The organism is Deltaproteobacteria bacterium, from assembly GCA_016208165.1.
Lineage (GTDB): Bacteria > Desulfobacterota > Desulfarculia > JACQYL01 > JACQYL01 > JACQYL01.
In genome coordinates, this window is the sequence record JACQYL010000123.1 from 35448 (window position 1) to 50098 (window position 14651).

11 protein-coding genes are annotated in these 14651 nt (G+C 55.4%); 8 read left to right on the plus strand and 3 right to left on the minus strand.

What is annotated here, in order from left to right:
* Positions 1 to 172 precede the first annotated feature (172 nt).
* The gene (locus HY788_22200) at positions 173 to 943 is read left to right on the plus strand and encodes a hypothetical protein (protein ID MBI4776857.1); all 771 of its coding nucleotides are present in this window, start codon (positions 173 to 175) and stop codon (positions 941 to 943) included.
* A 719-nt stretch (positions 944 to 1662) separates the two neighbouring features.
* Here the strand turns inward: HY788_22200 and HY788_22205 are convergent.
* Positions 1663 to 2916 (minus strand): hypothetical protein, encoded by a 1254-nt coding sequence (locus tag HY788_22205; GenBank protein ID MBI4776858.1) that lies wholly within the window; start codon positions 2914 to 2916, stop codon positions 1663 to 1665.
* A gap of 526 nt (positions 2917 to 3442) precedes the next feature.
* On the opposite strand from HY788_22205, the gene HY788_22210 reads away from it, so the two are divergent.
* Complete coding sequence (locus tag HY788_22210) at positions 3443 to 4942, plus strand: SidJ-related pseudokinase (GenBank protein ID MBI4776859.1); 1500 nt, start codon at positions 3443 to 3445, stop codon at positions 4940 to 4942.
* Positions 4943 to 4956: 14 nt separating this feature from the next.
* Here the strand turns inward: HY788_22210 and HY788_22215 are convergent, their stop codons facing one another.
* Positions 4957 to 6108, minus strand: coding sequence for an acyl-CoA dehydrogenase family protein (locus HY788_22215; protein MBI4776860.1), 1152 nt, complete (start codon positions 6106 to 6108; stop codon positions 4957 to 4959).
* Positions 6109 to 6498: 390 nt separating this feature from the next.
* On the opposite strand from HY788_22215, the gene HY788_22220 reads away from it, so the two are divergent.
* The gene (locus HY788_22220; GenBank protein ID MBI4776861.1) at positions 6499 to 7728 is read left to right on the plus strand and encodes a M20 family metallo-hydrolase; all 1230 of its coding nucleotides are present in this window, start codon (positions 6499 to 6501) and stop codon (positions 7726 to 7728) included.
* A gap of 175 nt (positions 7729 to 7903) precedes the next feature.
* Positions 7904 to 8794 (plus strand): MBL fold metallo-hydrolase, encoded by an 891-nt coding sequence (locus HY788_22225; protein ID MBI4776862.1) that lies wholly within the window; start codon positions 7904 to 7906, stop codon positions 8792 to 8794.
* A 90-nt stretch (positions 8795 to 8884) separates the two neighbouring features.
* Here HY788_22225 and HY788_22230 read toward each other — a convergent pair whose 3' ends face one another.
* The gene (locus tag HY788_22230; protein ID MBI4776863.1) at positions 8885 to 9616 is read right to left on the minus strand and encodes a hypothetical protein; all 732 of its coding nucleotides are present in this window, start codon (positions 9614 to 9616) and stop codon (positions 8885 to 8887) included.
* Positions 9617 to 10118: 502 nt separating this feature from the next.
* Here HY788_22230 and HY788_22235 point away from each other — a divergent pair.
* The 4 genes from HY788_22235 (at position 10119) to HY788_22250 (ending at position 14644) form a co-directional block, all read left to right on the plus strand.
* Positions 10119 to 10916, plus strand: coding sequence for a hypothetical protein (locus tag HY788_22235; protein ID MBI4776864.1), 798 nt, complete (start codon positions 10119 to 10121; stop codon positions 10914 to 10916).
* Positions 10913 to 11425, plus strand: a complete 513-nt coding sequence (locus HY788_22240) for an NTPase (GenBank protein MBI4776865.1) — start codon at positions 10913 to 10915, stop codon at positions 11423 to 11425. The genes HY788_22235 and HY788_22240 overlap by 4 nt, the downstream gene beginning before the upstream one ends.
* A gap of 102 nt (positions 11426 to 11527) precedes the next feature.
* A complete protein-coding gene (locus HY788_22245; GenBank protein MBI4776866.1) occupies positions 11528 to 12883 on the plus strand; it encodes a replication-associated recombination protein A in 1356 nt (451 codons plus the stop codon).
* 231 nt (positions 12884 to 13114) lie between these two features.
* A complete protein-coding gene (locus HY788_22250; GenBank protein MBI4776867.1) occupies positions 13115 to 14644 on the plus strand; it encodes a two-component sensor histidine kinase in 1530 nt (509 codons plus the stop codon).
* Positions 14645 to 14651 lie beyond the last annotated feature (7 nt).

The window sequence follows — 14651 nt, forward strand, 5'->3', positions numbered from 1 at the left end:
ACTCGGCATGCGATACCTGTGACAAACAGAAGTTGTTCGAGGGTAATCTACTATTTTACGATCATTTTGCCAGGATCCGAGCGGCAGTCAATAGCTGAAATCAGTCATTTATCTTGCCCTCGAAGCGGTTTGCTGATAGTTTTTCAGAAAACCCTCAAATCCGGACCGGGCTATGTCACGCTTGATGGAACGAGACTTGAAGGACGTGCTCCTGGTTACGCGAGCGGCCCTCGAGTGCAACGAGATGGACGAAGCGAGGAAAGAGTCGCTCCGTCAACTGGAACACATCTTTCGGTGTGACAAGAGCACGTTCTTTCTGGCCGACGCCCATGGTATTGGCCTCGAGTACGATGGGGTCGTCACGCGCGGTTTCGATTTCGAATTCATGAATCTGTATGAAGCCTATTTCCATGCCCTGGATCCTTACGTCATCGGACTCCCCGACATGCCGTGCGTGGTTACCACACCCCGGCTCATTCCCTTCGAGGAGCTGATCCGAACCGAGTATTACAACGATTTTCTTGCGCCTCAGTCCATCTATTATCAGATGGCGATCATCCTGAAAAAGTACGGAAAGCTGCTGGGAGCCCTGGCCTTTCTGCGTCCCAGGATCGCGGACGATTTTTCTCCCACCGATATTTCCAAGGCCGAATTGCTGGCGCCGTATCTGTACGAGATATTCCGGAAGTTAAGGGACCTGGAGTCAAGAGAAGCCCGATCCGACGGGAGGGACGGCGATGGGAAAAGGATCAGGAACGCGCCTGTGTGCGAACGTCTGGCTGAACGGGGCCTGGGTCGACGGGAATGCGACGTGGCGCTTCTGGTCAGTCAGGGGTTCACCAACACGGAAGTGTCGGAGAGACTGTGCATCAGCAGATATACGGTCGAAAATCATCTTAAGTCTATCTTCGCGAAATGGGGGTACGCAATCGAACCCGTTTGACGCATCACCTCCTTCAACTGTACTAAATCCGTTATCGTTCTTGGAATAGCTTTCCTCAAACATCCCTTCCGTGCATCCACCCCATCCTGCGTCAGGAGGGTCTTTTTCTCCGTGCCGCAGCCCGGAGCCGGAGAACCACGACGAGCGCCCTTGACAACGGTCTTCTCATGTTTAATAAAATCAGTACACCCAATTTTGTATAGATGGGCTACAGGCCAAGGCTGTTTTTTGAATCATTCACCCAAATCAGCAGTGACACCCTGGCCCCGCGTGTTTTGGGGCGGTTTCCGGGGGGAGAAACGTCATGTACAACTGGATGTGCACGAGTTGTGAATATACAACCGAGTCCGAGCGGTGTCCCACCTGCAAATACGCAAACTGCAGAGGCTGTCATATCATCGAATACGCCAGAAAACCCCCGGCCGTGTGCCCCAGATGCCGCCGCTCCACCGAATTTATCGATCTTGATGAACACGAGGATCCGCGCACGCACTGACGGGCGGTGTGGTGCCGGAAGCGAACGTTGAGAAACCGATCGTTCCGGCCAGGGCCCAGGAAGGAGGATTCGGCTCCCTGTCGAGCCTTCTCAGGCGGCCCCGGGAGGCCAGGCTTCATTCGGATCAAGGACTTAGATCTATTGCACCATTTCCGTTGAACCTATTCGCGGCGAGTCCTTGCTGTCCTGACCGTTTCCAGCCGCTTCCGGGCTATCCCTATTCCTACTCCGATTCTATAACGAGATCCGTGTACACGGTCTTGGGAATGAGTTCGATCCGGATTTCCTTCAGCGATTCCATTCCCGAAAACGTTTCACTCCCCAGTTCCCCGTCATTCAGGAAAACGGAAACCGTGTCCCCACGCTTGACAAACCGGACATGCGCCCAGTGCGACGTTTTGTTCAGGTCTTTCCGAACGGTCTTGACGTTCCGGCTCTTGGGAACGAACTGAATAAAAGGCGTGGGGGCGCAAGCGAGGCAGAACAGGATTCGATCCTCCCGCTTACGCAGGCCGTCATCCAGAGAGAACCACATACTGTCCGTTACGCTGCCGATGAGCACGTACATCCTGAAGGAGATGGTAAAATCATCCGGGAGCCCGACATTTTCCCGATTGAACGCCAGATAGGAGGAAGAGGACGAGGCTTCGATCGTCTTCTCGCCGATCCCCTTTTCCACGTATGGATTTCGGGCTACGCGGATCATGGAGCCGTATTTTTTCAAAGGATCTCCGACCTGATAGTCCGACGGATTTAGCGTGAACACCGTGCGACCTCTGACCGGTTTGTCTTCGGATGTGGGTGGAGCCGGTTCCGCTGCCGACACACGGTACTGTTCGATGGCAAGGGGGGTCACGGAAAGACGGAAGTCGTAGCAGTACGACAGAGTCGACATGTCCAGCTTTTCGTTGCTGAATACAGCGCCTTTTCCCAATCGATCGAGCGTTTCGGAATCCGCGTTGATCATGGCAGGATTGATCCGCATCAGGGCTTTCCTTACGGCTTCCCTTCTCGCGGCCTCCTTCAGGCGGCCGATGGGCAATGCTTCGTTGCTATAGCAAAAATCAGGGAGCTCGATGACCTGAGGCGTCACTTTCTCCAAGTCCGGTTTCGCTATGAAGAACACGCCTTCGAGACACATTTCTCCGAAATTGGACCCGCTGAAAAAGCGTGAGGTCCCTTTAACTTGAACCATGTCCGCAGCGAGATCGGAGAGGCCGAGGTCACTCAGTTTCGCGCCGGGCGGCCCTCCAGCGGCTGTCGTCTCATTCGTGAGGATCTCGTTCAGCGCTTCCCGTTTCGCCCTTTCCAGCAGAACTCGTTTGATTTCCGAAAGCGATTTCTCGCCATAATCCTCGGGGCTCACGCACACCGTCTTTGGCGAAGACACGCCGCCTTCCTGGGAAAAGACGGAAAAAGGCGCCATCATTGTCAGGGAAAGAACGGCAGCGCCAAAAACACGGGCGGATGTTCGCATCTCGAAGCCTCATTGGATCCGTATGTATTCAAGGGGCGCCGGGTGGGATCCCCTCGTCGATGGTTCGATTTCGCCTTTTCGTCCGGACAGAGCGGACTGGATCTGCGGACCCTTAAAATCTCTTCCATTTTTTGCGTTATGTCAATAAAGTCCGGTGGAGAAAATGGTTGAAACGCTTTCCAAGCTACGACTTCTCCGGATTTCTCAGGCTGGCCCTGCCCCCCGATGGCTTTTGCCGCCTTCGGGCAGTTGCGGAATCGCCTCACGAAGACCGCGTCTTTTTTCGGGGTCTAGCCGGAAAGCCTTGTGAGCGGGTTGTATACAACGTATGGACAGCGACGCTCGTCTCGGATAGAAATGCGAAAGACGGCGCAGGGCGCTGGAAAATTGAGATTCTTGGGTTGAAATCGGCTGGAGGACCTGCAGGCATGGCGCGTGGGCGCCGGCTTCGCGCAGCGTAACCAGGAAACACGGACTTCCCGGCCGAAGGATTGGAAAAAACCGACGTTGTCATGGAGGCTCGTGGTTGGATCGATATCTGGTCCTGTTGAAACAGGCGGTCAGAACAGAGGAGTGGGACTTCTCGGCCAAGTACCTCGCGGTGTGCGAACTTCACAACCGGGCTAGAGAAGAAACGGACTCCATTTGCTCCGACACTCTCCGTGCCCTGGAAAGCCTGTTCGAGGACAAAACGGTATGCGAGCACGAGGTGCAAACCGTTCGCAGGGCCGCTGCCGAGGCCATGGGCTCGCTGCCGTTTTTTGTTCATGGACCTGTGCTCGATATGCCGCTTTGCCGGAGCCGACCACTGGTGTCCTGGAACGAGTTGATCGAGAGGGCGGGAACACCTGCGCAAGCGGACCCGACCATCATGGGGAGGAGTCTCGTGGTGCGGACGGATCCCAAGGGCGGACTATTGGTGGTGAAAGTGGCTCGCGCCGGGGAAACACCGGACCAGCTTTGCTCAGAGGCGTTATGGATGGAACGCTTGAGATCCGACGAGCACCGGTTTCCGGTCCGATTCGAAATACCCGAACCTATGTGCTTCCAGGGCTCATACGTGTTCAGGCTGGAGGACCTGCCGATCTTGACTGATGGTGGCGGGCAGTGGCATCCCGAACGCTACGCCATGGCCTATCGAGCCACGGAAGATTACTTCTCCTATCCAAACCGGCCCGAAGAGGCCAAAGGACGCCGGAAGAATGAACTGCCGGAAGTACTATTCCGTAACGCCCTGCTTCTTGGAACGCTTTCGTCCAGAGGTATCGTTCATACGGCGCCCATACCGCTTTTTCACAACCGGGTCCAGCGAGGGCGACGCGAGGACGGCGGTGTCTACGAATGGCCCCTTCGAGGCAGGCTTGATAAATGGCTCGAATCCTGCGCGTACCCGAATGTCGGACTGAGCGGGGTGCGGGACTTCGAACATTTTTCGGTCTTCAGGGGGCAGGGAAGAGGACTCTATCGTCCTGTGGGAACGCAATTGCTGAGCCTGCTGCTGGTGACGGGAAGCTGTTTTCGAAACAGAGAACCCCGTCGAATCGGATTGGACAAGGACGGACTTCCAGTGGACGCGAGAGATCTGTTCGACAGGGGCCTGCTGGAAGAACTGATTCGGGGGATCTTCCTTCATTATTATGAGGGATTCGTGGGGGTGGAATACGACGGAGACCTTCCGGTGGACGTATCCCGTTTGGCCGATCGGATGATTGAGGAAATGGGTGTGGACCGCCACATGGAGGAGTTCCTACGGGTCGCGGACCAGGAGCGTATGACGGACGACGAGTTTAAAACGTTCCTGCGAGACCGGGGAGTATCGGAGCTTCGTTTGCAGGCCCTCAACCGAGCCGAGGAAGAAATCAGTCTGATGACCGGGCCACATCTGGGAGCATTCAACAGCACCATATCCCTTCCAGAACTTATCGATTTTGTCGAGACCGCTGCCGCCCTTTGTATGCTCGGACGATATCGCAGGGAAAACGCGGCGTCGATGCCCGTCAAAAGACAAAGGATTGTGAGCCGTTGAATAGGTCTGATGGATTACAGAGCGCCTATCAGCCTGGCGATGACCAGGCGCTGGACCTCGGATGTGCCTTCTCCGATCTCGAGGAGCTTTTGGTCCCGGTAGAACCGCTCGACATCATATTCCTGCATGAGACCGTAGCCGCCGTGCAACTGCACGGCGTGGTTTACACAGTCCCGCATAACTTCCGAGCAATACAGCTTGGCCATGGCGGATTCCTTGCTGAAATTCCGGCCCGACTCGCAAAGCCAGCAAGCCTTGTACAGAATGAGGCGGGCGGTTTCGATCATCGTTGCCATGTCGGCCAGTTTGAATGAATTCACCTGAAACTTGCCGATTGGCTGTCCAAACTGTACCCGCTCGCGGGCGTATTTCATGGCGAGATCGTATGCTCCCTGGGCCCCGCCCAATCCCATGGCTCCGATGCTGAGCCGGCCCCTGTCCAAAGTGCCTAACATCTGATGAAACCCTTCGCCCCGGGGCCCCAGCAGATTTTCCTCCGGCACGCGGCAGTCGTCAAAATAGAGTTCGCTGGTGTTGGATGACCGCCACATCATTTTTCCGTGCATGGGTCTGGCCAGAAATCCGGGAGTACCGTTTTCCACGACGATGCAGCTGAGTTCCTTTTTTCCGTCCTCCCGTTTTCCGGTCCTGCATAACACCGTGGAGCCCCATGTAATGTCCGTTGAGGCATTGGTGATGAAGATCTTACTGCCGTTTATCACCCATTCGGATCCCTCCAGGACGGCCGAGGTCTGGGTGTTGCCTGCATCCGAACCGGCGTTGGGTTCCGTGAGTCCGAATCCCCACAAGGCTTCCCCGGTGCAGAGCTTGGGTAAATAAGTTCTTTTCTGCTCTTCGCTGCCGTAATAGTAAAGAGGGCCGATGCCCAGGGAGTTGGCGGCTGCAACGGTGGCGGCATGGGAACCGTCCACACGAGCGATTTCTTCGACGGCAATGATGTAGGAGGTATAATCCACCTCCTGACCGCCGTACGCTTCGGACACGAACATGCCGAACAGGCCCAGTTCTCCCATGGCCCGCATGGTATTATATGAAAACGCTTCCTCTCGGTCCAATTCCTGCGCCACAGGCTTGATGACGTTAAGGGCGAAGTCCCGAACGGATTTGCGCAGTATTTCCTGTTCCATGGAGAGCGAGAAGTCCATTTCGGCTCCTATGTTTGGTAAGAAATCAACCCCATCAAATTCGTCCAAACTATAGGCGGAAGACGAAGTTAGTGTCAACAGAAAAGGGGAGGCCCCCCGCGGTATCGATCATGTTTTTTGGCTTTTATTACAAGTAGTTAAACGCATGCAAGCTCCGGGAGCCCGGCAGCTCTAGTTGTATGCAGTATACATGACGCCGGCGATGCTCCGTCTCGGGCGGCCCGCTCAACCTTGATCTTATGCCTCTCTCGGTGTAAAAAATGAGGGGAGTGAACACGCGAAGACCTCTCGGACGCCCGACGGAAACGGATTGGAAGATCCCGACCGGCAAAACTGTTTTGTGCTTTCCCGATAGTACTTTCAACGAACGACCTTTATCAAGGAGACCTTATGCCTTTCCAACGAGTTGCCAAGCGTCTCGATGAAATGATTCCGGATTTTATCGAATGGGAGAAGGAGCTGACGGCTATCCCGGCCCTTGGACCGGATAACGACGGGGAAGGTGAAGAAAGAAAAGCCGAACTCATCGCGCAAAAAATGAGGGAGTTGGCGCCGGACGAAACTCACGAGATTCATGCGCCCGACGACCGGGCGCCCTGCGGATACCGGCCCAATCTGGTTTATGTATGGAAAGGCGCCGATTCGAGCAAAAAGATCTGGGTGCTGAGTCACATGGATATCGTGCCTCCGGGGCAACGGCAACTTTGGGACAGTGACCCGTATGAGTTGAAAGTGGACGGAGACAAACTGTACGGGCGGGGCGTGGAGGACAATCAGCACGGTTTGGTCTCGTCCGTTGCCGCCGTAAAGGCGATCCTCCAGGAAAACATTACGCCTCCTCACGACATGGGTCTGGTGTTTGTGGCGGATGAGGAAACCGGCAGCAAATACGGTCTGCAATATATTCTCAAGCATCGGGCCGATCTGTTCGCGGCCACCGATCTGATCGTCGTTCCGGACGCGGGGAATGAGGATGGGACCCTGATCGAAGTGGCGGAAAAGAGCATGTTGTGGCTGAGGTTTCGCGTTGTGGGCAAGCAGTGCCATGCGAGCATGCCCCAGCGAGGGATCAATTCCTTCCGCGCCACGGCCCGATTGGTAATCGCCCTGGAACGTCTGTATTCTGAATACGCGGCCGAGGATCCGTTGTTCCATCCGCCCCAGAGCACGTTCGAACCCACAAAAAAGGAAGCCAACGTCCCCAATGTAAACACGATTCCGGGCGAGGACGTGTTCTATCTGGATTCGAGGGTGCTTCCACAATATCCCATAGATGACGTACAGCGGGAAGCGGAGCGTATCTGTCGATCGGTGGAGCGGGATACCGGCGTGCGTGTCGAGGTTGAAGCGGTGATGAAAGATCAGGCCTCGCCTCCCACGCCGGCGGACGCCCCTGTTGTGCTGGGCCTGCAGAAAGCCGTGGAAGCGGTGTACGGCCGTAAGGCGCAGCCGGGCGGAGTCGGAGGCGGCACCGTGGCCGCGTTTTTCCGGAGGGCCGGACTCCCCGTCGCCGTCTGGTCTACGTCCTGCGAAACGGCGCACCAACCCAACGAGTACTGTCCCCTCGACGCTCTGGTTGGTGACGCCAAGGTATTCGCGCACCTGTTCCTGAATCCCTAACAGGCTGTCGAAAAACGCGATCTGCGGCGTTGCGCTTCATCCTTCGTCACTGCGACGTACTCTATGTACGCCTTCCTCAGGATTTGCGCGCCTTGCATCTCATCGTTTTTCAACAACCTGTGATAACCGGGGTTTCTCAACACCCCGCTAACCCATAAAGACAAAAGGAAAACCCATGATTCACAAGAAGCCGGGCCCCATCACGGATCAGTTGTTTTTTCTGGGCGACGATCATATTGCCATGTACCTGATCAAAGGCCAGAAATACCTGATTATCGGCGGGGGCATGTCCTTTTCGGTCCCCCTGGTGGAACGCCAGCTGGATGAATTCGGCATCGACCGGAAGCGTATATACGGCCTGTTGATTCTTCATTCCCATTTCGATCACTGCACGGCCGTCCCTTATTTTCAGAGGGCGTATCCCCACCTCGAGATTATGGGCTCCGCTGAAACCAAGCGCATTTTCGGTATACCTAAAGCCGCCGAACTGATGTCCGGTTTCGAGGAAAGGGCGAGAACGATGCGGGGTATGGGACCGTCCTTTAAGGGCATAGACCTCTCGTTTTCTCCGCCGAAGCTGACGCGGGTGGTGGGCGAAGGCGATCAATTGGATCTTGGGAATGGCGTGGTCGTGCGGATCCTCGAGATCCCCGGACACAGCAAGTGCTGTCTGGGCGCTTACGTGCCTGAACTCAAGACTCTCTTTCCGTCTGATGGCGCGCCTATTCCGGTACTCGAAAAAGATGAAATGTGTATCATGGCCAACGACGATTTGCCTGCATATATTGAATCCATGGAGAGAATGAGCGCGCTGGAAGTGGAAATCTGCGCCTTCGAGCACGGCGGAGTTGTGAGCGGTGAGGAGGCCCGGTCCCACATTCAACGAGGCTTGGACGCGGCCCGATCCCTACGCGAGCAGCTCCGGGAACGGCTCGGAAAAGGCGAATCCGCGGAGGATCTGGCCCGCGAAATCATGCAACGATATACTACCGGAGACCATTTCGATTTCATTCCGGACAACGTGTTTCTCAGTGTAACCAAGCACATGGTGTCCAGTGCGGCCTGAATCGGCTCCATGTAGTTCATGTATGGCAGGGCCCTGCGTTTCATCTCCGTTTAGGGCCTGCGTCAGATCCCTCGGAACCCGCCCGATGTCCTACAGGGCCATATTCAACACATCCACCTTGCCGGTGTCCTCTTCCATGATCTGAAGGCGGAGGTTTTTGGCGGAAGACGCCTCTCCGGGGAAAAAGAGAAATCCGTGGGCAATGGTTTTGGGCTGCACAGGGACATTCTCGAGGGTCTTCTCTCGAAGGTCGTTGATGATTTCCTTGCGGGCTTCACCGGAGGCGTACCCTTTGGTTCCCCCGATGGTCGCTCCGGCCGCGCCGCCCAAAGCAGCACCTTTCCCCAGCGCCGCCCCGACGTTGGCGCCGGTTACAATGCCTACCGCCGCGCCTATGATGGCTCCCGCCGCGGCCCCAAGCGCGCCGTGGTAAACGCCTTCTGAAACGATCTGCTTGCTCTGGGCATATTTGGTAGCCCGGTCATAGGCTATTTCCCTTTCAAGTATGGGCCATAAATTGCCCTCGTTATCTTCGAGGAAGGTCTGGCCGGGGTTGATTTTGATCGGATGATCGCCTCGATTGTCGAAAACCACCTGAACGGGAAGCATCCCGGCTCCCCGAACGTCAAATCCGAAGGCCTGTTCGGCGTGTTCCTTGTCAGCGTAAGCCTGGGCGCCGACCCATGCCCCTGCCACCTCTTTCGCATTGGAATACGATTCCGCCGCGCGAAAAGGCAGTGGTTTGGCTTTATAGGCCGTCGAGCAGGCGATCACAAGTGCAATTGAGAGTGCGATCGCCAAAATCTTACCGAAGTTCCGCATGGCTTGTCCTCCAGTCAGGTCACTATCGTGCGGGAAAGTACGTTAGTGTATTATTTTTGTATTTGAGGTTCTCCCGGACACGGATCAGTCCTACGCAATCCGGAATTATGGGAACATACAATACTCTAATTTTTCTTAATTGTAACACGCTTTCGATCCTTGGGAACAGCTGTAGGCCGCGACCCCGGAGGGCCTGAGTCAAAACCGGAACCGCTTGCCTCCAAACGTTCAGCCCAACATCGGCGCCTGGGCTCAGAGACCAAAAAAATGATACAACGCGAATGTCGGCTTCCGCTCGTTCCACTCGCTACCTCAACCTTGTCTGCATCCTAATCCCTTACTGAGCGTGGGAGGCGCATCGCGCAGGTTGGGTCGAGCTCGGCGATACGCGACGACACTTGGGCGCCTCCAAAAAGGCGCGTCCCGGACGGCATCGACTGTTTTTGCAATTATATTTGAATCGACTTAAACTTAAAAGATGGATGACAAGGAGTTTCGGGAATTGCTCGACTGGTATGGGTACTCGTGGGAAGGATACCGCCGGGTTCGAAAAGGAGTGATGAAGCGGATTTCCCGACACATGCAGGAGTTGGAATCCCGGTCCGTGAAGGAGTATGTGAGTCTGCTGGACGTACAGCCGGCGCAGAAAGCCCGAAGCGAGCGCCTGATGTCCGTCACCATAAGCCGCTTTTTAAGAGATCGGAGCATGTGGAATGCACTGGAGCGAGAAATTTTGCCGGATCAACTTTTAACGGCAGGGTCGTGTATGAAAATCTGGTGCGCCGGATGCGCTTGTGGGGAGGAAGTGTACACATTCCTGATAGTGTGGACCCGGTTGGAGGAACGCTGCGGCCCTCTCCCCGAGTTTGAATTATGGGCCACGGACATGAACGTGGAGGCGCTTACCAAAGCCCGGACAGGGATATATCCTCGCAGCAGTCTCAGAGAACTGCCGGATGAATGGCGATCCCGGTACTTTTCAGCTTCGGATGGGGGGAAAAGGTTCGCTGTTTCCGAGAGCTTGAAACACGGCATTCGCTGGGAGGTGCATTCCCTCGACCGCGAGAACCCTCCGGCATCGGGCTTTCAGCTGATCTTACTCAGGAACGGCATTCTAACGTATCTGTCCGGTGCGCGTCGGAACGATGCGTTCTTAAAGGTTTTTCAAAGCCTGGCCGCCGGAGGCGTCTTGGCCGTGGGCGCCCACGAGCAGTTGCCTTCATGTATATGCGGCCAAATGGCGAAAACGAGTCATCCCCTCCTCCATCGGAAACGGCCTCTGGAAGGAGAAAATGGATGAACAGGGGAAACGTTCTCGTCACCGGGCCGCCGGGAATCGGTAAATCCACGGTTATCGAGAAGTTGCTTCAGCGGCTGGGACTGCCCGCAACCGGCTTTTTCACACGTGAGATCCGGGAACAGGGGAGACGAGTAGGGTTTTCCATCCTCACGTGCGATGGCAGGGCGGGCGTACTGGCTCATGTCAACATAAAAAGCGCGCATCGCGTGGGCCGGTATGGGATCAATTTGGAGGCCCTGGATCGATTGGCCGTTCCCTCCATGGTTCCGCAAACGTCGAAACAGGTTGTTGTGATCGATGAGATCGGGAAAATGGAATGTTTCTCGAAGCTGTTTCGCGAAGCGGTCGTTCGAGCCCTCGATGCGGAGAATCGGGTGATCGGTTCCATTTCGATGAAAGGGGAATCCTTTATTCAGAACGTCAAGGCCCGGCCTGATGTACTGCTGGTGAAGGTGTCGGAGGAGAATCGGGATTCTCTGGTGCCATACCTGCTGGAAGCGCTGTCATAACAAGGTCGTTTGATTAATCAGACCATCATGATGTAAAAGGATAGGGTCCGATCGGCAAGGCCGTCTATCGCAAATGAACCCGACGGAAGCAAAACAGAGACCATGAGAACCGAAAAATCGCCCGACAGCAGGGATTTTCAGAATTTGGAATCGAATACCGGCTCCCCATTTGCTCCTTTAGCTCAGCGAATGAGACCGAACGATCTGGATGAATTCGTGGGGCAAAAGCATCTTCTCGGAGAGGGGAAACTCTTGCGTCACCTGGCCCGGAGCGGGGAACGGGCTTCCATTATTTTCTGGGGACCGCCCGGTTCCGGTAAGACCTCGCTCTGCAGGATTCTGGCGAACCGAATGGGGGGGCGTGTCGAGACCATTTCCGCGGTTCTGTCGGGTGTGAAGGAGCTTAGAAAAATCGTCGAAGGCGCCGAGTCGAATCGTGACGTGCCTACGCTCTTGTTTGTGGATGAGATCCACCGCTGGAACAAAGCGCAGCAAGACGCCTTGTTGCCTTATGTCGAAAACGGGCTCCTTACGCTGCTTGGATCTACAACCGAGAATCCATCGTTCGAGATCATTCCGCCGTTGCTGTCCCGCACCCGGGTCCTGGTGCTTCGCCCCTTGGAAACCGAGGAAGTGATCGGGATTCTTCGCGCCGCTCTTGCGGACAGGCAACGGGGGCTGGGGGAGGCCGGCATCGAGGCGGACGAAGAGGCCCTTGTGTTCCTGGCGGAATTCAGCTCCGGGGACGCCCGGGTTGCGCTGAATCAGCTCGAGTTGGCGGTGGGAGTGCTGTCATCCATGTCCGAAAGGCCGCGTCGGTTAAACCTGGAGCTCTTGAAAGAGATCTCTCAAAAGAGGATCCCGAGTTATGATAAAGACGGCGAAGCACACTACGATTTAATATCAGCCTTCATCAAGAGCATGAGAGGAAGTGATCCCGACGCGGCGGTCTACTGGCTGGCCCGCATGCTGGAGGCGGGGGAGGATCCGCGCTTCTTGGCCAGGCGGATGGTCATTCTGGCCTCGGAAGACGTAGGAAACGCGGATCCGAGGGCGCTGCAGGTAGCTGTTGCCGCCTTTCAGGCTTTCGAGTTCGTTGGATTGCCGGAGGGTTACCTGCCCCTGGCTCATGCGGCGATCTATCTGGCTGCCGCTCCAAAAAGCAACGCAGTGTACACGGCCTACAAGGACGCGGAAAAAGAAGTAAAAACGAAGGGGTCCCTTCCGGTTCCGTTTCACTTGAGAAACGCGCCGACTGAGTTGATGAAAAAAATGGGCTACGCCAAAGGATACCAATACGACCACGATTATGAGAACGCGTATTCGGGTCAGGTCCATCTTCCGGCGCAGCTTGCCGGCAAAGTGTTCTATCAGCCTCGGAGCAGAGGCTACGAGAAAAAGCTGGGCGAGTGGCTGGCATGGCTCAAGAGAGCCCATAAGGCAAGGGATCCACAATAGAACCGGCAGTAACATAGGCGTTGTTTTGTCCTGCCGGGGAAATACGGACACAGGTTTCCTGAACAGCCCCACCAATTTTGAACACGGAGACCTCGACTTCGGCGGAACGGCGGGGGCCCCGGAAGAATGATGAGTTCCCGAACCCCGTCCGGGCGGGGTTCGGAGGTGCTCGCGGGCGTCACGCCCTCGGGTGGTGTTGGACTGCAACTCAGGCATCCGGTTAATACACTCATGCATACGACACAACATAATGAGCTGGAACTTCAAGGAAAAGCGCTGAAGCCCTTTCGTTTGGTCAAGTATTTCTCGGTGGCCAGTTTCGTGGTGATCCTTGTGGCTACAATCCTATTGTCCTTCTTCTTCTTCCAGAGGGACAAGAGCATGCTGCTCAAACGGAACGAGGAGTTCGCCGTGCTGCTGGCCGAGAATTTGAACCATCAGGTGTTTCAGAAATTCGTAATGCCCACGGCATTGGTCTATGGAAAAATGTCGTTAAGGGATCCCAAGCAGTATAATTTGTTGGATAAAGTGGTTCGCGGCACCACATACGGTTTCAACGTCGAACGTGTCGTTATTTATAGTCACGATGACTTGATGGTCTACTCGACCGAGTACACCATCGACCAGATGCTCGAAAAAAGCCGGCAGGAGGGACCGTTCGGGCTTTCCATCAAGCCTGACGAACACTATCTGAGCGCACTCAGGGGCAGAGCGTCTTCTTTGCTCGAGACAACAGGTTCTATCGCGAGCCTGCTGGTGCGCGGCGATCGAGGTGACGGCGTCAGACTTTTGAGTACTTATGCTCCCTTTCGAGTGGATCTGACGCTGGAAACCAAATCGGAGAAAGTCATCGGCGTTTTGAAGATCACTCAGGACATTACCGTCGGTTATCTGTCCATATTGAAAAACCAGACGTTGACCATCGCCATTTTTATAGTGGTAATGACGTTTCTGTTTGTCAGCCTTCTGCTGATCGTCCACAGGGCGCAGCGGATCATCCATCGACGCGCTGAAGAGAAGAAACGGCTCGAAGAACAGCTCAATCATGCCGAACGTCTTGCCGGCCTGGGCCAGATGGTGGCGGGCGTAAGCCATGAAATCCGTAATCCGTTGGGAATCATTCGAAGTACGGGAGAAATGCTGGCGCAGAGAATGGAAAAGTACGAGCCGGGTAACCGGCTTTCCCAGGTGATTGTCGAAGAATCGACGCGCCTGGACCGGATTGTAACGGAATTTCTGGATTTTGCCAGGCCACAGGTACCGAATCCGGTACCGTACGATCTTCGTCAGTTGATCCTCAGAAACCTCGAAGTCTTGGAGCCCGAGTCGAACCGGTTTCAGATAGAGATACAGACCTCTCTGCAAGCCGACCTGGAGCCCATACACATCGATCCTAATCTGATGTACCGGGGACTCCTGAATGTATTCAACAACGCCATCCAGTCCATGCCGGACGGTGGAAAGATGCGCGTTTCTCTGTCCAATGGCATGCATGCCGGCGTTCCCGTTCAAACGGTGCAGGTGGAGGACACGGGAGACGGCGTACCGGCCGAAACCCTCAAACATATTTTCCAGCCTTTTTTCACTACTCGGGAAAAGGGTACCGGACTGGGGCTTTCCATCGTGAAGAATATTGTAGAGGGGCATGGAGGCTGGATTGACGTAGAGAGCCCGGTGACAAGCGACTTGAACCCTTCACGAGACAGGGGCACACGGTTTACGATCATCCTGCCCATGCGCCGGGAAAGCATCTACCAATAAAGGAAAC